This window comes from Martelella sp. FOR1707, from assembly GCF_053484265.1.
This window is the reverse complement of the sequence record NZ_JBAKFP010000002.1, coordinates 1-24,975: the sequence shown is the minus strand read 5'-3', so window position 1 is coordinate 24,975 and position 24,975 is coordinate 1. Positions and strand designations below refer to the sequence as shown.

Genomic DNA, 24,975 nt, shown 5'->3' with positions numbered 1-24,975 from the left:
CGGCTACTCGTTCTTGTGGGCCTCGCGCACCGAGTGGCGTACGCTGGCCGGCATTGAAAGCGGGAACAGCAGGTCGACAAACCGTTCGGCCGTCGGCTGCGGCTCGTGATTGGCTAGCCCCGGCCGCTCATTGGCCTCGATAAAGGCATAGTCCGGGTTTTGCGGGGACTTGATCATCAGGTCAATCCCCACCACCGGAATATTGATCGCGCGGGCCGCCGAAATCGCCGCGTCCACCAGCTTCGGATGGACGATATCGGTGACATCGTGAATGGTGCCGCCGGTATGCAGGTTCGCCGTCCGGCGCACGCGGATTTCGGTGCCCGCCTCCGGCACATCGGCGAAGGTGTAGCCGGCATCGCGGACCGTGCGCTCGGTCTCGGCATCGAGCGGGATCGAGGATTCGCCGCCGGTTGCCGCACTGCGCCGCTCGCTCTGGCTCGCGATCAACTGCTCGATCGTGGATTTGCCATCGGCCACGATATGGGCCGGGCGGCGCATGGCGGCGGCCACGAGCCGGTAATTGATAACGATCAGGCGCAAATCCTCGCCTTCCACCATCTCCTCGATCAGCACCGTGTCGCAATAGGTCTTCGCCGCCTTCACGGCCTCCTCGAGGTCCTCATAGGTGGTGATGCCGACGGAAATGCCCCTGCCCTGCTCGCCGCGCGCGGGCTTGACCACGAGATGGCCGGCATCTTCCAGAAAGCCGCGGATCGCATCCTCGCCGGCATCCGAGGTCATCTGGCGCGGCACCTTCACACCTGCCTCCTCGACGAAACGGCGGGTCACGGATTTATCGTCGCAGATCGACATTGCCACCGATGTCGTCAGTTCCGACAGGCTTTCGCGGCAATGGATCGAGCGCCCGCCATAGGAGAGCCGGAAGAAGCCGCCCCTTGCATCGGTAATCTCGGCCGAAATTCCCCTGCGCCGCGCCTCGGTCACGATCAGCCGGGCATAGGGGTTCAGTTCCTCGTAGTCATCCGCCTCAGGCCCGGTGAAAAGCTTCTCGTTGATCTGGTTCTTGCGCTTGACCGTGAAGAACGGCACCCGTTTGAAGCCGAGCTTCTCGTAGAGCCGGATCGCCGGATCATTGTCGTGCAGCACGGAGAGATCGAGATAGGAAGCGCCGCGCGCGAGAAAATGCTCGGCAAGCCGGCGCACCAGAGCCTCGCCGATGCCGCGCTGGCGGGCCTGAGGGTCGCTCGCCAGGCACCAGAGCGACGAGCCTTTTTCCGGATCGTTGAAGACGCGGGAATGGTCGATGCCGGTCACCGTGCCGAGAATATTGCCGGTGTGCTCCTCTTCGGCGACGAAATAGGAAATCGAGCGGGCATCGCGCTGGCGCCAGAAGAAATCCGGCCGGACCACCACCATGCCGCGCGCGGCATAGATCCGGTTGATCGCCTGGGCATCGATCTCCGATGTCAGCCGGCGGATGAAAAAGCCCTGCGGCGGCTTGGGGGCCGGGCGGTAGGTGGAAAGTTCCAGCCGAAAGGTGTGCGAGGGATCGAGAAACACCTCCTGCGGCGCGTTCGCCAGCACCACATGCGGATCGCGGACATAGATCGCGATATCGCGGTGGTCGGGCACCTCGGCGCGCAGCGTCTCGATCAGAAGCTTGGTGTCGGAAAACGTCTGGCCGAACACCACCCGCCCCCAGCCGCAGTCGATCGAGGCATCGGGCGTCATGCCGCCGTGCTCCTCGCCGCCGGGGATCGGCGGTTTCATCCCGTGCGAGCGCATCCGTTTGAGGCGATGGGCATAGGCCTCGCGCCCGCGATGATCGTCCCTGGAGCCTTTGTCCGAACTCATCGGCTTTTCCTCAGATGTCGTGCGACTGCAACCACATTTCCAGAAGCGCGACCTGCCACAATTCCGACCCGCGCAGCGGCGTGATGTGGCCGATCGGATCGAGGAACAGGTCGTCCAGATAGCTTTTCCTGAACAGCCCGCGCTCGCTGGAGACCTGGCTGGTCAGCACGTCGCGCACCATGTCCAGATACTCGCCCGAGATGTATTTGAGCTGGGGCACGGGGAAATAACCCTTCTTGCGGTCGATCACCTCGTGAGGAACCACCAGCCTCGCGGCGTCCTTCAGCACGCCCTTGCCGCCGTCATTGAGCTTGAACTCCGGCGGGATCGTGGCCGCGAGCTCGGCGAGCTCATGGTCGAGGAACGGCACGCGCGCCTCCAGCCCCCAGGCCATGGTCATATTGTCCACCCGCTTGACCGGGTCGTCAACCAGCATGACCTGGCTGTCGAGCCTGAGCGCCCGGTCGACCGGGCCCTCGGCGCCCGCCGCCATCAGATGGCTTTCGACGAAGGCGCGGCTGACATCCTCCTCGGCCAGCCATTCGGCCGAGAGGTGGCGCGAGAGCTTGGCATGGTCGCGGTCGAAGAAGCCCTTGGCGTAATCGCCGACGACATCGTTGGAATTTTCCAGCGGCGGATACCAGTGATAGCCGGCGAAGATCTCGTCGGCTCCCTGGCCAGACTGGACCACCTTGATATGCTTGGAGACCTCGCGCGACAGCAGGAAGAAGCCGATATTGTCGTAGGAGACCATCGGCTCCGACATCGCGTTGATGGTGTCCGGCAGCGCGCTCATCAGTTCGGAAGACGGCACGAAGATCTTGTGATGATCGGTGCCGAAACGTTCGGCGATCAGGTCGGAATAGGTGAATTCGTCGCCCTTTTCGCCATTTGCCTCCTCGAAGCCGATCGAGAAGGTCATCAGGTCCTTCTGGCCTTCTTCTGCCAGGAGACCGGTGATGATCGAGGAATCGACGCCGCCCGACAAGAGCACGCCAACGGGAACGTCGGAGACCATGCGGCGCTTGACGGCGGTGCGGAGCGCATCGAGCACCCGGTCGCGCCATTCCTCGCGGGTGAGCTTGGCCGTCGCCGCATCGCGCTCGTGTTTCGGCGACCAGTAGCGGATATCCTCATAGGAGCCATCCGGCTCGAAGCAGCGGGTGGTGGCCGGCGGCAGCTTGCGCACGCCCTTGACGATGGTGTGCGGCGGCGGCACCACGGCGTGGAACGACATGTAGTGATGCAGCGCCACCGGATCGACGGTCTTGTCGATGCCGCCGCCCTTCAACAGCGCCGGCAGCGTCGAGGCGAAGCGGATATTGCGGCCGCTCGTCGCATAATAGAACGGCTTGATACCGAACCGGTCGCGCGCGATCATCGCCCTGCCGCTGTCGCGCTCGACGATGGCGAAGGCGAACATTCCGTGGAAGCGCTTGACGCAATCGCGGCCCCAGGCGTGATAGGCCTTCATGATCACTTCGGTGTCGCCGGTGGAGAAGAAGCGGTAGCCCTTGTCTTCCAGTTCGCGCCGGAGTTCCGGATAATTATAGATGCAGCCGTTGAAGACGATGGTCAGACCGAGCTCGGGATCGGTCATCGGCTGGGCGGCCTTTTCGGAAAGGTCGATGATCTTCAGGCGGCGGTGGCCGAAGGCGAAACGCCCCTGGGCGAAGATGCCGCTGCCGTCCGGCCCGCGCGGCGCAAGCGCTGCTGTAATGCGGGCCACGGCCTCGGAATCTGCAAGGGTTCCATCGAATCTGATCTCTCCGGCAATACCACACATGGTCTGGTCGGTCGCTCCTATCAACTGGCTGCCCGGCTCAGCCGGGCGCATAAGGCAAAACGCCGGCGCGGACACCGCGCGGCGCAGACTGTTTTTATTGGCGCGGGCGAAAAGCCCGCATCTCGGGTTCGGTTTTAGTTACAACAGAAATCATTTGAGTTCAAATGATTTCTGTTGTAACTACTTTTCGCGATGATGGACAACGAACCTGATATAACGGTGAAGAACGCCGACGCGGTGATGAAGGCGATCCGCCGGATCGCGCATGCGATCGATATCCGCTCGAAGCGCATAGGCCGCGAAACGGGGCTGACGATCCCGCAAATTGTCGTGCTGAAGGCGGTAAGCGACCAGGGCGCGCTGACAACGGCGGCGATTTCGAAACAGGCGGACCTCAGCCCGGCCACCACCGTCACCATTCTCGACAAGCTCGAGGCCAAGGGATTGATCACCCGGATCCGCTCCACGAGCGACCGTCGCACCGTGCAGGCCAAACTGACCGAGGCCGGTGCGCACACGCTAGAGGCGGCGCCATCGCTGTTCGCCGACGGGTTTGCCGCCGACTTCGCCACTTTCACCGGCAAAGAGCAGGCCGACATCGTCACGGCCTTCAAGATGGTGGCTGACCTTCTGGATCGCAAAGACGCGAAGAACCCCGAGGACATGGCGCGGTGACCCTTGTTCAGTGGTTTCGAAGCGCCTTGATCAGCTCTTTCTTGCTCATTTTCGACCGGCCGTCGATGCCGATCTCGCGGGCGCGATCATAAAGATCGTCGCGCGTCCAATCCTCATAGGGCTGCGCTTCGCCGCCCTTCTTGGAGGGCTTCATGCTGTCATTGGCCTTAGCATTGGCAATGCGCGCGGCCTTTTCCTTCGAGGCTCCGTCTCGACGCAAAGCCTCATAGGTATCTTCGTCCTTGACCCTGGATCCGTTTTTCGCGGCTGCCATATCAACACTCTCCATTCGAACTGTTCACGGAACGAGGGAGAGCGGCTTTTGGTTCCGGCCGCTACCGGTTGGCGCGCGCTTCCGCGCCGTCGACGATCGTGCGGATCGTTTCGGCAACCCGGTATTGGAAGGCAAAGGCCTCGTCAGGCTCGAAGCCCGGATCCTCTTCCTGACCCTTGACCGTCAGCAGCCCGTCAAGCGCGCGGCGGAACACCGAATAGTCCTTGCCTTCCGCAAGCGCCGCGGCCAGCGCGATCAGCACCTCCTGATGCGCCGCCATCTGCGCTTCCAAACGTTCCAAACGTTGTTCCGACATGGTTTCCTCGCTTTGTTGTGTTGGAAAGAAGAGGTACACAGGGCGTTGCGAATTGCAATGCCCAACGCCGCCTGCCGGAACCAAGCGCGGAAAGCGGCGTTTCGCTCACATCGCCCACTCGTCGAGGAGGCTGGCTTGCCGACCGCATCGGAATCCGAACGCGAATTCCACTCGCTGACGGAGATTGTCGAACGCACAATGGAAGAGGCAGGGGACGGCCACGTTTCGGTGGACCGGCTCATGGTCTCCTTCGGCCATGCCTCGTTCGTGCCGCTTCTGATCTTGCCCGCGCTGGTGCTGATCACGCCGCTGAGCGGCGTGCCGGGGCTTTCGACGCTGTGCGGCCTGATCATCATGATGATCGCCGCCCAGCAGCTCGTCGGCCACAGTCAGATATGGCTCCCCGGCTGGATCCGCAAAAGGCAGATCGCCTCCGACAAGTTTCGACCAGCCATGAAGAAGGTTCTGCCGCTGACGCGCATGATCGACAGGGCCGCGCGCGAACGCCTGACCTTCCTGTTCAAGCGCCCTCTGAAGTGGCTGCTGCCGCTGGCCTGCGTGATCTTCGGCGCGATCATGCCGCTGATGGAGTTTATCCCGTTCTCCTCCTCCCTCATCGGCGTCGCCGTGACCCTGATCGCCTTCTCGATCCTCACCCGCGACGGCATCTTCGCCCTGCTGGCGCTCGTGCCGCTGGGCGCCGTGGCCTGGGGCGTGACAAGCGTGCTGTCGTCGCTGTGAGGCAAGATAACTGCCGCACCCACCCGGGAAAGGCGCCACGGCAAAGAACTGAGAGAGGAATGTCTGGCAGGGAGCCTGTATTCTCGCCGACACATTGTTGCCTTATGTGAACCTGGGTTGTCACACCAAATCCAAGGCCGGTCCGCCCGATCTCAGTCTTTCGCCGCGGTTGCGTGACGCCGCACATCGGTGAGTTCACTTTTACACAGCGCCGGGATAAAAGACCGAAACCTATCTTGCACGTATCGAGGAGCGCCCCTTGCACATCCTGATGACGGTGAACGCCGCCTGGAATATCTGGAATTTTCGGCGCCCTCTCGTCGAGGCGCTCCAGGCTGACGGGCATCGCATCACAGTCCTGGCGCCGCCCGACGGATCGGTAGACGACCTTGAGCGGATCGGCTGTCGGTTTCTCCCGCTCAAGATGAGCGTCAAGGGCCTCAATCCAGTCCGCGACCTGGAACTGCAATACAGGTTGAAGCGGATATTTCAGGAAGAGCGCCTCGACGCCATCCTCAGCTTCACGATCAAGAACAATATTTTCGGGGCCCGGGCGGCGCGCGCCGCCAGCGTGCCCTTTATTCCGAATGTCACAGGGCTTGGAACAGCCTTTCTCTCAGGTGGACTGTTGCAGACCATAGCCGAGCAGCTATATCGAGGGGCGTTTGCCCGATTGCCGACCGTCTTCTTCCAAAACGAGGACGACCGAACCCTGTTTCTCAACCGGAGGCTTGTGCGGGCTGATCAGACACGGTTGTTGCCCGGCTCCGGCATTGATCTGGTACGCTTTGCTCAAACCGAGATGCCTGCAGCAAATGCACCGCCTGCGTTTTTGATGATTGCCCGGCTTCTGCGCGACAAGGGCGTGATTGAATTCGTTGAGGCCGCTCGGCAGATCAAGACGCGCCACCCGCAGGCGCGGTTCCGGTTGTTGGGGGCGACCGGTTCGGAAAACCGCTCCGCCATCGACGCTGCGACCGTCGAAGCCTGGGTCGCCGAGGGCGTTGTGGAATATCTCGGGACAACCGGCGACGTGCGCCCGGCGATTGCCGCAGCCTCCTGCGTCGTGCTGCCATCCTATCGCGAAGGTGCGCCGCGAACATTGATCGAGGCGGCCGCAATGGCCCGGCCGCTCATCGGGACTGACGTGCCCGGTTGTCGTGCCGTGATCGATGACAACGCTTCAGGTTTTCTTTGTGAGGTGCGGAATGCAGACAGCCTGGCCACGGCAATGGAACGGTTTCTCGCGCTGTCGCCGGAAGCCCGCGCCGAGATGGGGCAAGCCGGGCGCGCAAAGATGGAACGCGAGTTCGATCAGGCACTGGTCGTCGAAGCCTATCGCAATGCCCTGACGACCGTTATCGGCAACCGGCAAAGTTAGCCCCAATGGATACCGTCTTCTTCATAGCATCAAAGCTGGTGGGCGCGCTCCTGCGGCCTGACACCTGGATCATCATTGCCTTGGCGTGCATCGTGCTTGCCTTGCTGCTGCGGCGCAGACGTATCGCTTTATGGATCAGCGGCATCAGTCTGGGACTGCTCGTCGCGCTCAGCATTCTACCCCTTGGCGACCTTCTCCTGCAGCCCATCGAACGGCGCTACCCGGCTGACCCTAGCCTTGCCAATATCGGCGGCATCATAGTGCTCGGCGGCGGCGAAGATGCACGGGCCAGCGCTTTTTGGGGCCAGCCGCAACTCAACGAAGGCGCGGAGCGCTACACGGCCGCGCTCGCGCTCGCGCGGCGCTTTCCCGACGCCAAAATTCTCTTTACGGGTGGCAGCGGCGCGCTCCGCGACGCCGCAGGCGCCACGACCTCGGAGGCCGAGATTGCCGAGCAGTTCTTTCTCGCACAGGGGTTGGCGCCCGAGCGCCTCTTACTGGAAGACCAATCACGCAATACAGCCGAGAACGCCCGTCTCAGCCTGGCGCTTGCCAACCCCAAGCGCGGAGAAAACTGGATTCTGATCACCAGCGCCTTCCACCTGCCGCGCGCCATGCGCAGTTTCGAAACCGCCGGCTGGGAAAACCTGGTGGCCTTCCCCGTCGATTATCGCACGTCGGCCTTTGGCGACGGCATCGGCTGGAACCTGACGCGGAACCTGGCCGTGCTGAACACCGCGATCCGCGAAAATGTGGGACAGCTGGCCTATTGGCTGAGCGGGCGTTGACCCCGTGTTTCGCTACACCGCCCGAAGTTGGTCGGGCTGCACGGCAACCCGGGTCTGCCCGCCCATAATGTCCAGAAGCACCCAGACGCGGCGGTCCGGCGTCACGGATTCGATTGTGGCAATCAGATCCGCGAACGGCCCCTTGGCCATCTTGACCCGATCACCCTTTTTCAAGAGCTTCGACGGCAGCACCACACCCTGCTCATTGCAACGCATCATCAACTGGTCAACGAGACCGGCCGGGACTGGCGTCGGCTCTTTTCCAAGGCTGACAAGTCTCGTGATACCATAGGTTGAGTTGACCGCGCGCCACCGACCCTGCAGCGTATCAAGGGCCACAAAAAGATAACCCGGAAACAGCGGCCGCGTTTGGACGGTGAACCTGCTCCCGCTGCGCGTGGCCTCTTCATGCAATGGCAAAAAGGTCTGGAAGCCCTGCCGGGCCAGATTGCGCTCGGCAATCCTGTAGCTATTGGGCTTGAGCTGCGCCAGAAACCAGACCCTGTCGTGATCGCTCATCCATGCCCCCCGTTCAATTTGCGCGAACCATGCCCCCAAAACAGTCCACATTCAACCAGGAACTTTCCAGAGACCCGACGCCGATGTATGAGGCACGCGATCCGAAACAAAATGGACCGGCGTCTAGCTCGGCTGTGTGCGACACCGCGACGATCAGTTAACGTTGCGCAGGCTTATTGTCACAAAACTCGGCTATCATTTTTGCAGTTCGGGCTTTTCTAAAATAGCGGGCCGTGATACCGTTCAAACTTGAACGACCATGTTTGGATCAAGTCAACACATTCGTAGCAAAGAAACCCCGGGGAAAGCCAAGGGCGCTTCTCGTGCGGTAGCCTGCAAAGAGAACGCGATCTGATGGCCGGTCAGCGCAGCAAAACGCAAGAGGATGTGCGTTTCCGCGTCCTGCGCCTCCTTCAGGAAAATCCCGAGATGTCCCAGCGCGATATCGCCGATGCCGTCGGCATCAGTGTCGGCGGGGTGCACTATTGCCTGAATGCGCTGATTGAAAAGGGAATGGTGAAACTGGGGAACTTCTCCGCCGCGCAAGACAAGCGCCGCTATGCCTATATCCTGACGCCAAAGGGCCTCTCGGAAAAAGCGGCCCTCACATCCCGGTTTCTCAAGCGCAAGATGGAAGAATACGAGGCGCTCAAGGAAGAGATTGATGCGCTTCAAAGCGAGATCGAACTGGGGGCCGGGAAGGCCCCTCCCCCACGTAAGTAACCGCAGACACGGAAAGAGCATTCATTGAAACGCGTTCTCATCACCGGCACGGCTGGCTTTATCGGCTTCCACCTTGCAAAGCTGCTGCTTGCCGAAGGCTTCACCATCCACGGCTTTGACGGGATGACCGACTACTATGATGTGACGCTGAAGCAGCGGCGTCACCAGATGCTTCTGCAAAACCCTAATTTCGCGGCGAGCGAGGGCATGCTTGAGGATCAGGTTTTGTTCGACCGCGTCGCGGATGAGTTCGCGCCCGATGTGATCGTTCACCTCGCCGCCCAGGCCGGCGTGCGCTACAGCCTTGAAAACCCGCGGGCCTACCTCGACAGCAATGTCATCGGGACGTTCAACGTCATGGAGGCTGCGCGCCGCCTCGAGGTGCAGCACCTGCTGATGGCCTCGACCTCTTCGGTCTACGGTGCCAATACCGAGATGCCGTTTATCGAGACCGAAAAAGCCGACACCCAGCTGACAATCTATGCGGCGACGAAGAAGGCCAATGAGAGCATGGCGCATGCCTATGCGCATATTCATGACCTGCCGACCACGATGTTCCGGTTCTTCACCGTTTATGGACCGTGGGGCCGGCCGGATCTTGCGCTTTACAAATTCGTGGACGCGATCCTCGATGGACGTCCGATCGATATCTACAATCACGGCGACATGTATCGCGACTTCACTTATGTCGATGACCTGGTCCGCGCCATCCGGCTGCTGATCGACGCCGCGCCGGTGCGCCCCGAAGACGGCATCGTGCCGGAAGGCGACAGCCTTTCGCCCGTGGCCCCTTACCGCGTGGTGAATATCGGCAACTCCGACAAGGTGCGCCTTCTGGACTTCGTCGATGCAATCGAGGACTGCCTCGGGAAAAAGGCCGAGCGGAATTACATGGGCATGCAGACCGGCGATGTGCCGGCAACCTGGGCAAACGCTGAACTCTTGAAGACGCTGACAGGCTACCGGCCAAAGACTGACTTCCGGGATGGTATTGCGCGGTTTGTCGAATGGTACAGGGATTATTCGGGAAAATGACATCAGAGCTCAAAACGATCGCCATTATCGGCCTCGGCTATGTCGGCCTGCCGCTCGCTGTCGAGTTTGGCAAGCGCCGCCCGGTGATTGGCTTCGACATCAATCAGGGTCGCATCGATGCGTTGCGCGCGGGCCGCGACAGCACGCTGGAAGTATCGGAAGACGAACTTGGCGAAGCCTCGCACCTGTCGTTCACGGCCGACCCCGCCGATCTCGCCGCGGCAAGCGTCTATATCGTCACCGTGCCGACCCCGATTGACGCGCACAAGCGCCCGGACCTGACCCCGCTGATCAAGGCGTCCGAGACGCTCGGCAAGGTTCTCAAACGCGGCGATATCGTGATCTACGAATCCACCGTGTATCCCGGCGCGACGGAAGAAGACTGCGTGCCGGTGCTGGAACGCATCTCCGGCCTGACCTTCAACAAGGACTTCTTCGCCGGATATTCTCCGGAGCGGATCAATCCCGGGGACAAGACCCACCGCCTGCCCGATATTCGCAAGGTGACATCCGGCTCGACGCCGGAGATCGCCGAAGAGGTCGATCAGCTCTACGCCAGCATCATCACGGCGGGCACCTACAAGGCGGAGAGCATTCGCGTCGCCGAAGCCGCCAAGGTGATCGAGAACACGCAGCGCGACCTGAACATCGCGCTGATCAACGAACTGGCCATCATCTTCAACAAGATGGGCATCGACACCGAAGCCGTGCTGAAGGCGGCCGGCACCAAATGGAACTTCCTGCCCTTCCGGCCGGGCCTGGTCGGCGGCCACTGCATCGGCGTCGATCCATATTACCTGACCCACAAGGCCGAAGAGATCGGCTACCACCCACAGGTGATCCTCGCCGGCCGACGCATCAATGACGGCATGGGCGCTTACGTCGCCGGGCAACTGGTCAAGGCCATGCTGAAGCGCCGCATTCAGGTGGATGGCGCGCGGGTGCTGGTCCTCGGCCTGACATTCAAGGAAAACTGCCCGGATCTCAGGAATACCCGCGTGGTCGATGTCGTGCGCGAATTGCAGGATTACGGCATCGAGGTCGACACGCATGACCCCTGGACGGACGCGGATGAGGTGCGTCATGAATACGGGCTGGACCTCGTTATGACGCCGCAGGAATGCAGCTATGACGGCATCGTTCTGGCCGTTGCGCATGACCAGTTCAAGGCAATGGGAGCGGATGCCATGCGCGGCTTCGGAAAGCCGGACCACGTGCTTTATGACCTGAAGAATGTTCTTGATGCGCAACAAAGCGACCTGAGGCTGTGATGCTGGCAGCCTTGTCCCGTATCGACGGAATCCAGCTTTCTATCCGGCTCATCCAGCCGGACGATGCCGCCTATGTTCACGGTCTGCGCATGGACCCGACCTACAATACCCACCTTTCCGCGACCACAGGTACCGCGGAAGATCAGCGCGTCTGGATTGAAGCTTACAAAGAGCGCGAGGCGGCCGGCTCGGAATACTATTTCGTGATCGAACGCAAAGACGGCGTGCGCTGCGGCCTCGTGCGCCTGTACGACATCACAGGCGCCCAATTCACATGGGGCAGTTGGATTCTCGACCATAACAAGCCAAGAAAAGCTGCATTGGAGAGCGCGCTACTTTCGTTCGGCGTCGGCTTTGAGATGCTCAAACTTGATGTGGCGAATGTCGACGTGCGGAAACAGAACACCCACGCCGAAGCCTTCTACCGACGCCTTGGGATGACCGAGACGCACCGGACCGAGCAGGATATTTTCTTTGTTTATCCGCGTGCTCAGTTTGATGCAGACAAGCCGAAACTCATGGATATTCTGCAATCAGGAAATCACAATGTTTGAGCAAGGATCACTTTCAACCGGCCAGGCATATCTGATTGATCTGCCCGTAGTAACAGACCCGCGTGGCGACCTGACGTTCATCGAAGGCGAACGCCATGTCCCATTTCCCATCCGGCGCGTCTATTATCTCTACAACGTGCCGGTGGATGCAGAACGCGGCGGCCATGCGCACCGGGATCTGGAACAGGTTGTTTTTGCCTTGTCCGGCAGCTTCCGCATGAAGATCGACGATGGAAAGACAAAGTCTGAATACTGGCTGCGCGACCCACGCAGAGGCCTATACATCAATCGAATGATCTGGCGTGAAATGGACAGTTTCAGCCAAGGCGCCGTCTGCATGGTTCTAGCCTCACGCCCTTACGACGAAGCGGACTATTTCCGTGATTATAGTGATTTCATTGCAGCAGTGGGCCAAAGCGAAAAATGAAAATACCTTTTCTTGATCTCGGTGCGTCCTACCGCGAATTGAAACTTGAAATCGACACTGCGGTCTCACGGGTGCTGGACAGCGGCTGGTACATTCTGGGGCCGGAAGTCGAAGCGTTCGAAGCGGAGTGGGCGGAATATTGCGAGGCCCAACATGCCGTCGGGCTGGCGAACGGACTGGATGCGCTGACCCTCGCCCTCCGGGCGCTCGACATCGGTCCGGGCGACGAGGTGATCGTGCCGTCCAACACGTATATCGCAACATGGCTGGCCGTTTCCGCAGTGGGCGCGACGCCGGTCCCGGTGGAACCCGATCCCGCCACCCACAACATCGATACCAGCCGGATTTCCGAAGCGATAACGCCGCGGACCAAGGCTCTCCTGCCTGTCCATCTGTATGGCCAGCCCGCCGACCTTGACCCGATCCTGACCCTCGCGCGGCGGCACGGCATCGCAGTGGTCGAAGACGCGGCGCAGGCCCATGGCGCACGATACAAGGACCGCCGCATCGGCGCGCATGGCGACATCGCCTGCTGGAGCTTTTATCCGGGCAAGAACCTTGGCGCGTTGGGCGACGGCGGAGCGATTACGACCAATCGCCCTGAACTGGCTGAGAAAATCCGAATGTTGCGCAACTATGGTTCGAGCCAGAAATACGTCAACGAGATTCCCGGCGTGAATTCGCGCCTCGATCCGATACAGGCAGCCGTACTGCGCGTTAAGCTTGCCCACCTTGAAGAATGGACAAAAAGGCGACAGGCCATCGCCGCCGCTTACGGGGATGCCTTGCAGAATTCAGATTTGATTTTGCCGCATGTTCCAGACTGGGCTGATCCTGTCTGGCACCTTTATGTGGTCCGGACCGCAGATCGCGCCGGGCTTCAGAAAAGGTTGAGCGCAGCCGGAATAGGATCCCTGATCCATTACCCGATCCCGCCGCACATGCAGCAAGCCTATCAAAGCCTGAACATTCCCGCTCAAGCGCTTCCGATTGCGCAAAGACTTGCCGATGAAGTCCTGAGCCTGCCGATGGGGCCGCAGCTATCAACCAGCCAGGTTCGGGAAATTACGCGGACTCTTAAATGATGACCAATAAGTATTTATGTAACCTCCTGATCCCCGGAGCCGCCAAGAGCGGCACAAGTTCTTTACACCAGCTGCTTGGAAGGCATCCAAGAATTTGCCCATCTTCCCCCAAGGAGCCGCAATTTTTTTCCTTCTCAGACAGGTACGATCTCGGCCCGGATGAGCATAATAAAATATTTACAGACGAAGCGAATTACAAATACTGGATGGAAGGATCTCAATGTTATTTCACTCATCAACACGCGATTGAACGGATAAAGGAATCCCTTCACAATCCGAGAATTATTTTAGTTTTAAGAGACCCGATAGAACGCTTATTATCGCAGTATGCGTGGAACTATCGTCGGGGGACTGAAGTTGACAGCCTCGAAAAGGCAATCCGATCGCGTGGAGATGATACATCGTATGTATTCGATCCAAGAATCAATACATACCGAGAACTGGGGGGATATGTCGCCTTTTCGCGTTATACCCGCTGGGTCCCCCAGTGGCAGGAGAAGTTTGGGAAGGAAAATGTTCTCATTCTAAAGTTTGAAGATATGAGAGCCAACCAGCAGGCGACACTGAAGGCATGTTACGACTTTCTCGAATTGGAGCCTATCGCATCAACCATTCAGCCTCCGAGTAATTCAACCGCCAAAACGACGACAAAAATACTTCCAAAATATATAATCTCAGCATCATCACTTATTCCGAGCGGTATTAAAAATAACGATTTATACAAATATGTAAAGGCGTCTATAAGGACGACCTTCACAAAGAAACCTAATTTAGTAATTAGTGATAATCTTAATAATTATCTACATAGCGAATTAAGTCATGACATTGTAATGCATTCAGAGTTGAATTTATGAGAGGTAGCGAGAACGCTTCATACGGGTTGATAAAATCAATGACGATAATTGCGACTACGCAATTATTCAGTATTTCTTTATCAATTATACGTCAAAAGTGCTTGGCACTACTCCTCGGCCCGTCCGGCATCGGGCTTTTGAGCATTTTCAATAACTTGCAGAGTATGGCGAGTCAGGCCGCCGGCCTCGGAATGGGCAATAGTGGCGTGCGCGAAATAGCTGCAGCACGCGAAAACTATGAAACGTTAGGCCGCGTCCGGCGCGTACTGTTTGCCGCGCATTTTGTGCAGGGGTTGGTGGCGCTTGTCAGCATTTGGCTACTAAGAGAGAAAATAGCCCAATGGCTGTTCGATGATCCACATTTTGCCACAGAGGTGGGACTTGTCGGAATTGCGGTTCTAGTCACACTGCTCACCACAGCACAGACCGCACTTCTTCGCGGCGTTCGACGGATCAGTGATCTCGGCCGGGTAACAGTCCTTGGCGCAATGGGCGGAACCATTGTCGGACTTGCTGCCGTTTGGGCCTTCGGCGAAACCGGTCTGATCTGGTTTGTTCTGGCTCAGCCCGTATGCAACCTGCTTGCGGCCAGATGGTTTACCAGGCGCCTGCCAAGAGCTGAAGGCAAGCCTCCGCGGCTGCGAGAAATTCCAGCCATCTGGCTGCCTATGGTCAAGCTTGGCGCGGCCTTCATGGTAGGCGGACTAGCGACTGCTATTACGCTTTTACTTGTTCGGGGGCACATATCCGGAACGCTGGGACTTGAGGCCGCAGGTCTATTCGCTGCCGCATGGGGAATCAGCATGACCTATGTCGGGTTCCTCCTGAGTGCGATGGGAGCTGACTATTTCCCACGACTGACCGAGGTAATAAATGACCAACACAAAGCGACGGAACTGATAAATGACCAGACACAGCTGGGTCTGGCGATTGGCGGACCAATACTTTTAATATTAATTGGCTGGTCTCCTTGGATCATTTCAGCTCTATACTCTAAAGAATTTTCATCAGCCTCAGATATACTCCAGTGGCAGTCTGCCGGAAATATATTTAAATTGGCGAGCTGGCCGCTCAGTTATGCCCTTTTAGCCCGTTCGCGCGCAAAACTCTACCTGTTAACTCAATTTATATTTAATGTAATATTCATCTCTGTTATGTTCACTTGCCTTGGTAAATTTGGTATATTTGTGTCTGGACCCGCCTTTCTATTTTCTTATCTAATTTATTTCTTTTCCTTGATTGTCATTAGTTTTAAGATTTTCGAATTTCGCTTGTTGAAAATTAATATACTATTATTGCTTGTTCATACCATGCTGTCTTTCGGACTTATCTGCGCAGCATATTTCTCGCCGACGGTAGCGTTCTTATCTGCGCCTGCGCTCGCAATTGCTACAGGAATCTTCGGTCTCCGCATCACGCTCGCCAAAATCGGGCCGCATGGTCGAATCCCCAAACGCCTTACCAAGCTATTTGACAAAATTGGCTGGCCCATCAGGAAATTCTCATGACTCAGAAAAGGGGGGCAGACCGCCCGCTCGTCACCTTTGCGCTGTTTGCCTACAATCAGGAGGAATATATACGCGAGGCGGTCGAGGGCGCATTTTCCCAGACCTACGAACCGCTGGAGATCATTCTCTCGGATGATTGTTCAAGCGACCGCACTTTCCAGATCATGAAGGAAATGGCGACTGCATATGACGGACCACATGAGGTTCGCGCTGTCCGTACCGACCACAACATGGGCGTGGCGCAACACGTATTTTCTCGGGGAAGGGAAGCCAAAGGGGAAATCGTCGTTGTGGCTGCGGGAGATGACATTTCCAAGCCGGAACGATGTGAAAGGCATATCGAGATTTATCAAGATAAAACCGTAATGGGCGTTTCCAGCGCATTCGACCTCATAAACGCGTCCGGGAAGATGCTTTCGGCAAATTGCAACCAGCCAATCGCAACCTCTGCTTATGAAAGACAGCGTCGCTTGTTCTTGGAACTGGCGCACCCATATGTGGTTATTCAAGGATCGACGGCCTCCTACCGCCGCGACGTTTTTGATTTTGAGCTACCCGAATGGAGGATTGAATTCTCCGAGGACAATCTTCTTAATTTTGTTATATACGCCAAGGGCTTTCGCGTTGCGCAGAGCAACGAATCCTTGATCAAGTATAGGCAACACAGCGAAGCTTTGAGCAACCGCGCCTCATTAAAAAAAGATCCTATCCAGCACGAAAGAAATTCATTTCAAAGTGCATTTAAAGAAATCAACAAGATGAACAGTTTTTTTTGGATAGCCCGAAGATATGATAAAGCTGGGTGTGTCAATTTTCCGGAGATCAAGGCGAGAAAAAACTCATCTATTGCAATAAAGCAATGGCCGGAGCTAGCGTTTCTGCAGCGCACATCTTCGATCATGCAGAGTGCGAAGGAAGCTGAATTTGATGTTCTGAAATGGAAGGCAGCGAGATTGTTTGGCCGTTTTCCTCAATATCAACCCAAAACCTTAGTCCATAAGCTCTTGCGCAGAGGACGATTCTAAATGGCTACCATCTCTGTCGCTCTCGCAACCTATAATGGAGACAGGTTCCTCAGAGAGCAGCTCGAAAGCTTGGTCGGACAAACGCTTCTCCCCGCCGAGCTTGTCGTGGGTGATGACGGGTCCACGGATGGAACTGTCGAGATTCTGGAGGATTTCCGCCAGCGTGCGCCTTTTCCAGTCCGCATCTATCGCAACGAAACCAATCTCGGATATGCCCGAAACTTTCTCACAACGGCACAGCGCTGCAATGGCGATTGGATCGCCTTTTGCGATCAGGATGATGTTTGGTTACCGAACAAACTGGCCGATGCCACTGAAGTAATCATGCGCACACCGGACTGCTGCATGGTGCTTCAAAACGCTTGGATTTGCGACGATGCGCTCTCATCGAGCAACCGCAAGTTTCCCGACAAGCTTCGCCCTGGATTGTATGGCGCGAGGGAGCAATACGGGTTCTGGGTTTGGCTTGGCTTTTTACAAACCGTGGAGAGTCGCTTCTTCAAATTATGGGATAATAAAGACCTTCCGCGGAATTACTTTCCGAATAAAAACGAAGTGTCCCACGATAAATGGACTTGCATCATCGCCAACGCAATCGGCGGCATCGTCGTGCTGGGAGAGCCGGCAGCGCTCTACAGACGACACGCAGCCGCATTAACTGGGGACTATAACCAGCTGTCGCTCGTTGACCGAGCAAAGAAGGCGCGTTCCGTAACGGCCGATCACTACGATTTTCTGGCAGACGTTGCAGCGGACTGCGCCCGTTACGTCGAGCGCCTGTCCCGAAAGGCGGAAAACCCTAAGTGGGCGTCCGCATTGCATAAGAACGCCCACGATTTCCTGAAGCTGCAAAAATGCCAACGGCTGCGGTCGCAGCTTTATTCTGGCCGCCGGTTCGTGGACCGGCTTGCGCCCTTTATCGGTATCTTACGGCAAGGTGGTTATTTCGGCGCGCCGTTTACGGCGATGGGATCGCGCAGCGCAGCCAAGGACGCCTTGCGTCTTGTTTTGGGGAAAACATGAAAATTTCCATTCTCCTCCCCGACCTGCGCGGCGGTGGTGTCGAACGTATTCGAATCGTCCTAGCAGATGAATTCGCGGCCCAGGGTCACAGTGTGGAATTCGTTCTCATGCAGGGCCGGGGCGACCTGCTTGCTGAGGCGCAATCGCGACATTCTGTCGTCGATCTACACTGCCGCCGCGCCCGGAGCCTTCCGCGCGCCCTCGCCCGCTATCTGCGCGAGGCTCGTCCCGACGCACTGCTCGCCGCGATGTGGCCCCTGACGGTAATGGCCCCCTTGGCGCAGCGCCTTTCCGGTCATCGCTGCGCGGTGGTGGTGTCGGAGCACAATACGCTCTCCGTTCAGTATGGAAATTGGGGCTGGTTTCATCGGGCAGCTCTGCGTGCATCCATGGCCGCGGGCTACAGGCTCGCGGATCGTCGCGTTGGCGTATCGTCCGGGGTCGTGGAGGATATTGCCAGGCTTTCGGGCCTGCGGATTGACGCGTTCGATGTCATACATAACCCCGTGCGGCCCCGTCCTTCTCCGTCACCTGCCGCCTTGCAAAAAGCAGAGGCGTTATGGGCCGGACCGGCCGGCGCGCGGATTGTCACCGTCGGAAGCATGAAAGCGCAGAAAAACCACCCCCTCCTCCTGCGCGCCTTCGCGCGGATTGATCGACCGGATGCGCGCCTGATGTTTGTCGGTGACGGGGCCGGTCGCGAGGCGCTCGTCTCTCTTGCGCAGGAACTCGGCATCGCCGAACGGGTGATCTTCGCGGGCTTTCATCTCGATCCGACCCCATTCTATAAAACCGCCGATCTTTTCGTGCTCTCATCCGATTATGAAGGGTTCGGCAATGTGATCGTCGAGGCATTGGCCTCAGGAACGCCGGTCGTATCGACCGATTGCCCCTCTGGCCCGGCAGAGATTCTTGAGAACGGAAAATACGGTCGTCTTGTCCCGGTGCGCGACGAGCAGGCCCTTGCTGCCGCCATGCAAGAGGCACTGGCGGCGGCCCCCGATACTGCCTTCCTTAAACAGCGCGCAAGCGACTTCGCCCCTGCAATTGCCGCCAAGCGTTATCTGGAATTGCTATGCCCTTGACGCCCACTCTCTATCTCACCCGCAATGGCCTGCTGGAACCGCTTGGTCAAAGCCAGGTCATGGCCTATCTACGCGGGCTTTCACGCGATCATGCGATTACGCTGATCACCTACGAGAAGTCCGAGGACCTTGCCGATACCGCAGCGATGGAGCGCGCGCGCGCGGATTGCGCCGCGCACGGAATCCGCTGGCTGCCGCAGCGGTTTCGCTCCCGCCCCAAGGTCATCTCGCCCGCCTACAGCATGTTGCGGATGATATGGCTGGTCCGGCGCGAAGTGCGCCGGGAGAATATCCGGCTGATCCACGCCAGGGCCTATATTCCCGCAGCGGTCGCTCTGGGCGTCAGCCGGATGACGCGTGTTCCATTCGTCTTCGACATGCGGGCGCTTTGGCCCGAGGAATTGATCACCGCCGGACGGTTGCGCCGGGATTCACTGATCCATCGGGCCATCAAAGCCGCAGAGCGGGCCTGTTTGGCAAGGGCGGCCGCGGTGATATCGCTCACGCAAGCGGCGGTGGCGCATCTCAAGGCAGCCTATCCGGCTGAACTGAAGAACCAGCGTCTTGTGGTCATCCCCACCTGCGCCGATCTGCACCGTTTCACCCCCGCGGCAGACAAGCCGGCGGGCCCCACGGTGCATGGCTGCATTGGCACCGTTCTCTCCGGCTGGTTCCGCACGGACTGGCTGGCGAGCTGGATACGCGTCGCCGCCGCGCGCGATCCCGAGGCCCGTTTCGAGATCGTGTCGCGCGATGATGCCGGGCGCGTGCGCGCGGCGCTCGACCCGGAGAACGACCTGGCCGACCGCCTCAGCATCGGCCCGCGCCCTCCCCAGCAGATGCCGGATGCCGTGCGCAATCATAACCTCTCAGTAATGTTCTATGCGGGCGGAGAGACATCCGAGCTCGGCCGGTCCCCAACGCGAATGGCCGAGGTGCTGGGTTGCGGGCTTCCTGTCGTGGCCAATGAAGGCGTTGGCGACGTGGCAGAGATTATCCGCGAAAATAATGTCGGCGTGATCGTGGAGGGAGCAAGCGCCGCGCAGATGGAAACGGCATTCGAAGCACTCGGCGCCCTGATGCAGGACCCCGATCTGCCTGCGCGATGCCGTGCCACGGCGGAAGCCATCTTCTCGCTCGAAGCGGGCACCGAGGCCTACCGCGAAGTCTATGCCTCGATCCTAAACAAGAAAGACGCCTGATGTGCGGCCCAACAGGACTTCTTTGCTTCCCATCCGGTGGCATTATCATTTCGCCGGATATCGGGGTGATCGGTCGACTTCGCCACCGAAGCCTTGATGATGAAGGAGGATGGGCAGAGAACGACGCCGGCCTTGGCTATGGGCAACTGATGATCCTCGATTTGAGCGCTACAGGTGCGCAATCAATGCACTTGGATAAAGGGCGAAATTTGCCGGCATGCAGTGCGACACGGGTGCCCGCATGAAAATCCTTCTTCTGTCCAAGTACACACGCATGGGCGCTTCCAGCCGTTTGCGTACGATGCAATATATGCCCGCCTTGGCGCGCGAAGGCATCAGCGTTCAGGTCGCCCCTTTTTTCGATGATGCCTATCTGAATAGTCTCTACACAGGGATGAACAGACGCGGATCAACTATGGCATATATGCTGAAACGGATCAGACAGATGCAGGCGACGCCAGCCCCAGACCTTATCTGGCTTGAGAAAGAGGCTTTGCCATGGATCCCGTGGCTGATCGAGCGCCGTGTCTATCCGCGGGGAATACCTGTTGTCAGCGATTATGACGATGCGGTCTTCCACCGATATGACCAGCACAGGCTAGGAGCCGTCCGGACTCTTCTCGGCAATAAGATCGATCATGTAATGGCAAATTCGGTCCTCGTTATGGCCGGAAATCCATACCTGAGGGACCATGCGCGGCGTTCGGGCGCCAGGCGGGTTGAGACAGTGCCAACCGTCGTCGATCTTGATGCCTATCAGGTGCGTCCGGCTGAGGCCGATGGAAGCGCTCTGCGCGTAGGCTGGATCGGCACCCCGCAGACATGGAACTCTTTCGCCAATCCGATTCATAAGGTTCTTGACCCGTTGCTCAGGAAACAGGGCGCGTTGTTTCGTGCCGTTGGAGCGGGTATGCATGGTGAAACGAACGGGACGCTAGAGACAATCCCCTGGAGTGAAGACACAGAGGACTCCTTGATACAGAGTATGAGCGTTGGTGTCATGCCGCTACCGGACACGCCTTGGACTCGCGGCAAGTGCGGTTACAAACTGATCCAGTATATGGCTTGCGGGGTGCCGGTCGTGGCATCGCCTGTCGGGGTAAACGGCGACATCGTTGAGCACGGTGTTAACGGCTTTCTAGCAAGAACTGACGAAGAATGGCGCACGGCTGTAGAAACCTTGCTGACCGATCCGGTTCTGCGTCGCCAGATGGGAGCAGCAGGCCGCAAAAAGATCGAGAAGCAATACTCACTGCAAGTCTGGGGTCCGCAGGTGGCACGAATGTTGCGCAGTGTTATGGAAGGTGGGCCGCAGGGCTAATGCTATATTTCGGAGTTGCAAATCTACTCTTCTTAACACGCTACGCTCTGGCAAGTGCGAGCCGCGCACGTCGCCAATTTTACTATATAATTCTTTTATCTCTATTTTTATTCTCCGCCTTTCGATTTCAGGTCGGCTGTGATTGGTCGGGATATTATTATCAGTATCTGGCCGCCCGAGAATTTAACTGGTCGATGTTTGTGGGCGGTCGCGATCCAATTTGGTGGGCGACCCTGAGCGGGATCAAAGCCCTTGGTCTGCCCTACCCGGTCGCGAACATCATCTCCAGCGCGGTGTTCTTCCTAGGCATCAATGTATTGGCCCGCCGGCAACCCGATCCGCTGGGCTTTCTTGTGCTGTTGTTTCCGATCTTGATTATCAACATGCCGATGTCCTCAGTCCGGCAGGGGGCGGCCATCGGCCTGGTTTGCGTCGCCTTCGCGGCCTTTATTGATCGCCGCCCGATCCGCTTTGGGATTTGGGTTGTCCTTGCTGCAGGTTTTCATTCCAGCGCCCTCATCTTTTTACTGCTTTTACCTGTTGCAACCGGTCGCTACACAAGGCAGCGATTGGTCATGGCGGGACTGCTCGCGATACCGGGATTAGTCCTGCTTGCCAGCGGAGAAAGCGCCGAAATTGCTAGCACGCGGTATATCGGTACAGATCGAGACGCTTTTGGTGCGGTGTTCCGCCTGTCTATACTTTTTTTATCATCTATATACTTCTTCTTGTTTGTCAGCAAAAAATGGAAACGTACATTCCCCGGGGATTACAGTCTGGCAAGCGTGGGTGCGACCGGCATGGTTCTGGCGATGCTTTTGCTGCCTGTTTCCAGCGTCATCGGCGACAGATTCGGCTATTATCTGATCCCTATACAGGCCATGATCTTCGCCCGTTTGCCTTTCTTGCCATTCAAATCCAACAAGGCTCTGCACTCAGCGCTACCCTATATGGGTTTGCTCGCGGTCTTCCTCGTCTGGACACAGCTTTCCTACCACTTCCGGGTTTGTTACATTCCCTATGATAATTGGCTTTTTGGGCTACCTGCTGGTAGCATGCTAAAGGGTTTACACTGATCTCAAAACGACTTTCAGCTAGGGCTTAAGAGTGCTGCGGCTTGCATTCGTTTGCTGGAGCGGAAAACGCACCAATGCGCCAATAGCGGTGATGATCAGCGCAAATTACCTCGCCGAATCAGGAAAACGGTTGCCTTCTCTCAGGATCGTACTGAAACCCGGATATCTAAATTTGTCTTCGGCTTTCGACTGCTAAGCCAAGGACGTGTGAAAATGTGCTGGAGTCTCGCAATGTCAGGTCAATTTGTGATTTCGCTCGACTTCGAACTCCTTTGGGGAGTGCGGGATCATTCCGACAAGCAGACCTACGGTCAGAATATATTGGGAGCCCGCGAGGCGGTGCCGCGGATGCTTGAACTCTTCGAGGCCCACAGCATCGCGGCCACCTGGGCAACGGTTGGCTTCCTGTTTTGCGGATCCAGGGATGAGTTGATAGCCGCTCTTCCAGAAGAGCGACCAGCCTATACCAACCCCCGTCTTTCTAACTACAGCTATCTGGATGAGGTCGGGAAAGACGAACGTAGTGACCCTTATTACTTCGCCCCCTCCCTGGTTGATGCAATTTCCAAGACACCGGGCCAGACAATCGGTACGCACACGATGTCGCACTATTATTGCCTTGAGGATGGCCAATCGCTGACAGCCTTTGAAGCAGACCTCGTCGCCGCCCGAAAGATTGCCAATGCACGGGGCGTTTCTCTCAAATCAATAGTATTTCCGCGCAATCAGTTCACCCCGGCGCATCTCGATGTTTGCTCTCGACAAGGAATTACCCACTATAGGGGCAATCCTGCAGGCTGGGCTTATCGACCCGCCAAAGGCGCCGAACAGACGCCTGCTCGGCGCGCCTTGCGCCTGTTTGATGCGTATTCTGGCGTGTTGGGATCGCAGACGTTCAAGGTGAGAAACGCGCGGTCTAAGGACGTTCCCGCGAGTCGCTTCCTCCGGCCAAACGCAGGCCGTCTCGCGCCGTTTCATCCACTTCATATCGCCACGATCAAGCGCGGAATGACGGCCGCCGCCAGGAACGAAGCTGGCTATCATCTATGGTGGCACCCCCATAATTTCGGACGCAACCTTCAGGAAAACTTGGATGGTTTACACGACGTTATCAAACACTTTGTAGTTCTCCGCGATCGCTTTGGCATGCAGTCATTAGCGATGGAGAGTGTTCAATGAAAATTGCAATGCTTCTTCGACGCGGGGCCTCGTCTGCAATACTCGCAAATGCGGTTCGCGCCTGGCACCCCAATGCCGAGCTGTTGCTGATTGTTGAGCGCCCAGCGAATAAACGTGCGATGCTACGTTTCAGGCGACGACGTTTGGGAATGAGGGTCGTAACCGGCCAGCTTTTGTTTCAAGTACTCATTGCGCCATTGGTTCGATTTAGCTCGAAGTCGCGCCTTCAACAGATTATGGCCGACTACAATTTAAACGCGAACCGCCATATCTTGAACGATTCTCTTGAAGTCGCCAGTGTTAACGAGCCAGATGTACCCGAGGCGCTGACAAGATTCATGCCCGATGTCGTGCTGGTTAATGGAACCCGAATTATCAAACCAAACGTGCTGGGCTGTGTGGGCGCGCCATTCATTAATATGCATGCCGGCATTACGCCAATGTATCGCGGCGTACATGGGGGCTACTGGGCTATGTGGAACGGTGATCCGGGCAACTTTGGATCAACAATTCATCTGGTCGACCCGGGCGTAGATACAGGGCGGCCTTTACGACAAGTTCGGATACGTCCATCGCAAGACGATACCTTCGCCACCTATCCGCTCCTCCAACAGGCTGCGGCCCTTAATGAGATCAGGGATATGATTGCCGATCTATCCGTTGCCTTGGATAGGATGCCCCCCACTACCTCAAGCCATATCAGCCGGCAGTGGTTTCATCCAACTATTGGACAGTATCTCGCCGGACGTTTGCGGGGGGTCAAATAATCTCGCGACGATACGAACTGAACTGATGCGGTGGATGCCCCACCCAGCGGCATCGGGTATACCTAGCCGTGTGTGGATGCCCCCTGTTTGGCAAGCTTTATCTTCGATTTTTCGGCGGGGTCTTCGATCGGACGTGTGTCAGTCCTCAGATTGTGGCCTTCGATGACGCCACGGGCCGGTATGCTGTTCGGAAAGCTGGGTTCACATCGGTTCAGAGAGTTGCAAGCGCTCGAGCCCCGGGTCTGAATTTCCCTTCGTTGAACTTCGAAGTCCGTGTCGCGTACTCCTCGTCGATAGCTCGCCCTGGCCTTGCGGCCATGTCGTGCCTTTTCCCTTCTTGGTTTCAGGTCACGCCATTCGATAATCCTCTTGCTTGGTCAACATGGCCCAGATCAAGATCGACGTGCGGGGCAATCTCGCTGGAATCCTTACGCTTTCGGTCCAAACGACAAAACCCGCAGCGGCTGCTACGGGTTTGTTTGTCTCGTTGGTTGCGGGGGCAGGATTTGAACCTGCGGCCTTCAGGTTATGAGCCTGACGAG

Annotated in this window: 26 protein-coding genes; 20 read left to right on the top strand and 6 right to left on the bottom strand. The window is 57.7% G+C overall.

Going from position 1 to position 24,975, the window contains the following annotated elements:
* Positions 1 to 3: 3 nt before the first annotated feature.
* Together ngg and V6765_RS04025 are read right to left on the bottom strand one after the other, a co-directional pair.
* On the bottom strand, positions 4 to 1,818 hold the full coding sequence (gene ngg, locus V6765_RS04030; protein WP_448426680.1) for an N-acetylglutaminylglutamine synthetase: 1,815 nt from the start codon (positions 1,816 to 1,818) through the stop codon (positions 4 to 6).
* A 10-nt stretch (positions 1,819 to 1,828) separates the two neighbouring features.
* Positions 1,829 to 3,604 carry an N-acetylglutaminylglutamine amidotransferase gene (locus V6765_RS04025; protein ID WP_448426678.1) on the bottom strand — a complete coding sequence of 592 codons (1,776 nt, stop codon included), beginning with the start codon at positions 3,602 to 3,604 and terminating at the stop codon, positions 1,829 to 1,831.
* A gap of 219 nt (positions 3,605 to 3,823) precedes the next feature.
* Between V6765_RS04025 and V6765_RS04020 the strand changes: the two genes are divergently transcribed.
* Positions 3,824 to 4,279 carry a MarR family winged helix-turn-helix transcriptional regulator gene (locus tag V6765_RS04020; RefSeq protein ID WP_448426676.1) on the top strand — a complete coding sequence of 152 codons (456 nt, stop codon included), beginning with the start codon at positions 3,824 to 3,826 and terminating at the stop codon, positions 4,277 to 4,279.
* A gap of 7 nt (positions 4,280 to 4,286) precedes the next feature.
* Here the strand turns inward: V6765_RS04020 and V6765_RS04015 are convergent, their stop codons facing one another.
* A complete protein-coding gene (locus tag V6765_RS04015) occupies positions 4,287 to 4,553 on the bottom strand; it encodes a DUF7218 family protein (RefSeq protein ID WP_448426674.1) in 267 nt (88 codons plus the stop codon).
* Positions 4,554 to 4,614: 61 nt separating this feature from the next.
* Positions 4,615 to 4,854 carry a hypothetical protein gene (locus V6765_RS04010; protein WP_026173255.1) on the bottom strand — a complete coding sequence of 80 codons (240 nt, stop codon included), beginning with the start codon at positions 4,852 to 4,854 and terminating at the stop codon, positions 4,615 to 4,617.
* Positions 4,855 to 5,004: 150 nt separating this feature from the next.
* Between V6765_RS04010 and V6765_RS04005 the strand changes: the two genes are divergently transcribed.
* The 3 genes from V6765_RS04005 to V6765_RS03995 all read left to right on the top strand — a co-directional run bounded on the left by V6765_RS04005 (position 5,005) and on the right by V6765_RS03995 (position 7,779).
* Positions 5,005 to 5,610, top strand: a complete 606-nt coding sequence (locus V6765_RS04005; protein WP_448426673.1) for an exopolysaccharide biosynthesis protein — start codon at positions 5,005 to 5,007, stop codon at positions 5,608 to 5,610.
* Between the two features lie 259 nt (positions 5,611 to 5,869).
* On the top strand, positions 5,870 to 6,991 hold the full coding sequence (locus V6765_RS04000; RefSeq protein WP_448426671.1) for a glycosyltransferase family 4 protein: 1,122 nt from the start codon (positions 5,870 to 5,872) through the stop codon (positions 6,989 to 6,991).
* A gap of 5 nt (positions 6,992 to 6,996) precedes the next feature.
* Positions 6,997 to 7,779, top strand: coding sequence for a YdcF family protein (locus V6765_RS03995; protein ID WP_448426669.1), 783 nt, complete (start codon positions 6,997 to 6,999; stop codon positions 7,777 to 7,779).
* 12 nt (positions 7,780 to 7,791) lie between these two features.
* On the opposite strand, the gene nusG is transcribed toward V6765_RS03995, so the two are convergent.
* Positions 7,792 to 8,298: a transcription termination/antitermination protein NusG gene (gene nusG, locus V6765_RS03990; RefSeq protein ID WP_448426667.1), complete on the bottom strand. Its 507-nt coding sequence runs from the start codon at positions 8,296 to 8,298 to the stop codon at positions 7,792 to 7,794.
* A gap of 354 nt (positions 8,299 to 8,652) precedes the next feature.
* Here nusG and V6765_RS03985 point away from each other — a divergent pair, with 354 nt between their 5' ends.
* The 16 genes from V6765_RS03985 to V6765_RS03910 all read left to right on the top strand — a co-directional run bounded on the left by V6765_RS03985 (position 8,653) and on the right by V6765_RS03910 (position 24,433).
* Positions 8,653 to 9,021 carry a MarR family EPS-associated transcriptional regulator gene (locus tag V6765_RS03985; RefSeq protein WP_448426665.1) on the top strand — a complete coding sequence of 123 codons (369 nt, stop codon included), beginning with the start codon at positions 8,653 to 8,655 and terminating at the stop codon, positions 9,019 to 9,021.
* 24 nt (positions 9,022 to 9,045) lie between these two features.
* Entirely contained in the window at positions 9,046 to 10,056 is a 1,011-nt protein-coding gene (locus V6765_RS03980) for an NAD-dependent epimerase/dehydratase family protein (protein WP_448426664.1), read from the top strand.
* A complete protein-coding gene (gene tviB, locus V6765_RS03975) occupies positions 10,053 to 11,327 on the top strand; it encodes a Vi polysaccharide biosynthesis UDP-N-acetylglucosamine C-6 dehydrogenase TviB (protein WP_448426662.1) in 1,275 nt (424 codons plus the stop codon). The genes V6765_RS03980 and tviB overlap by 4 nt, the downstream gene beginning before the upstream one ends.
* On the top strand, positions 11,327 to 11,881 hold the full coding sequence (locus tag V6765_RS03970; protein WP_448426660.1) for a GNAT family N-acetyltransferase: 555 nt from the start codon (positions 11,327 to 11,329) through the stop codon (positions 11,879 to 11,881). Before tviB ends, V6765_RS03970 begins: the two co-directional genes overlap by 1 nt.
* Positions 11,874 to 12,308, top strand: coding sequence for a sugar 3,4-ketoisomerase (locus V6765_RS03965; protein ID WP_448426658.1), 435 nt, complete (start codon positions 11,874 to 11,876; stop codon positions 12,306 to 12,308). The genes V6765_RS03970 and V6765_RS03965 overlap by 8 nt, the downstream gene beginning before the upstream one ends.
* Entirely contained in the window at positions 12,305 to 13,393 is a 1,089-nt protein-coding gene (locus V6765_RS03960) for a DegT/DnrJ/EryC1/StrS family aminotransferase (protein ID WP_448426657.1), read from the top strand. Before V6765_RS03965 ends, V6765_RS03960 begins: the two co-directional genes overlap by 4 nt.
* The gene (locus tag V6765_RS03955; protein ID WP_448426655.1) at positions 13,390 to 14,247 is read left to right on the top strand and encodes a sulfotransferase family protein; all 858 of its coding nucleotides are present in this window, start codon (positions 13,390 to 13,392) and stop codon (positions 14,245 to 14,247) included. Before V6765_RS03960 ends, V6765_RS03955 begins: the two co-directional genes overlap by 4 nt.
* A gap of 38 nt (positions 14,248 to 14,285) precedes the next feature.
* Entirely contained in the window at positions 14,286 to 15,755 is a 1,470-nt protein-coding gene (locus V6765_RS03950; RefSeq protein WP_448426653.1) for an O-antigen translocase, read from the top strand.
* Complete coding sequence (locus V6765_RS03945; protein WP_448426651.1) at positions 15,752 to 16,780, top strand: glycosyltransferase; 1,029 nt, start codon at positions 15,752 to 15,754, stop codon at positions 16,778 to 16,780. The genes V6765_RS03950 and V6765_RS03945 overlap by 4 nt, the downstream gene beginning before the upstream one ends.
* Positions 16,781 to 17,803, top strand: a complete 1,023-nt coding sequence (locus tag V6765_RS03940; protein WP_448426649.1) for a glycosyltransferase — start codon at positions 16,781 to 16,783, stop codon at positions 17,801 to 17,803.
* Positions 17,800 to 18,888: a glycosyltransferase gene (locus tag V6765_RS03935; protein WP_448426647.1), complete on the top strand. Its 1,089-nt coding sequence runs from the start codon at positions 17,800 to 17,802 to the stop codon at positions 18,886 to 18,888. The genes V6765_RS03940 and V6765_RS03935 overlap by 4 nt, the downstream gene beginning before the upstream one ends.
* Entirely contained in the window at positions 18,879 to 20,090 is a 1,212-nt protein-coding gene (locus V6765_RS03930) for a glycosyltransferase (RefSeq protein WP_448426646.1), read from the top strand. Before V6765_RS03935 ends, V6765_RS03930 begins: the two co-directional genes overlap by 10 nt.
* Before the next feature lie 241 nt (positions 20,091 to 20,331).
* Positions 20,332 to 21,411, top strand: a complete 1,080-nt coding sequence (locus V6765_RS03925) for a glycosyltransferase family 4 protein (RefSeq protein WP_448426644.1) — start codon at positions 20,332 to 20,334, stop codon at positions 21,409 to 21,411.
* Positions 21,411 to 22,487 (top strand): EpsG family protein, encoded by a 1,077-nt coding sequence (locus tag V6765_RS03920; RefSeq protein WP_448426643.1) that lies wholly within the window; start codon positions 21,411 to 21,413, stop codon positions 22,485 to 22,487. Before V6765_RS03925 ends, V6765_RS03920 begins: the two co-directional genes overlap by 1 nt.
* Before the next feature lie 231 nt (positions 22,488 to 22,718).
* The gene (locus tag V6765_RS03915; protein WP_448426641.1) at positions 22,719 to 23,666 is read left to right on the top strand and encodes a polysaccharide deacetylase family protein; all 948 of its coding nucleotides are present in this window, start codon (positions 22,719 to 22,721) and stop codon (positions 23,664 to 23,666) included.
* Entirely contained in the window at positions 23,663 to 24,433 is a 771-nt protein-coding gene (locus V6765_RS03910) for a formyl transferase (protein WP_448426639.1), read from the top strand. The genes V6765_RS03915 and V6765_RS03910 overlap by 4 nt, the downstream gene beginning before the upstream one ends.
* 348 nt (positions 24,434 to 24,781) lie before the next feature.
* Here V6765_RS03910 and V6765_RS03905 read toward each other — a convergent pair.
* Positions 24,782 to 24,975: hypothetical protein (locus V6765_RS03905; RefSeq protein WP_448426637.1), on the bottom strand; the 194-nt coding region annotated here is incomplete at its 5' end.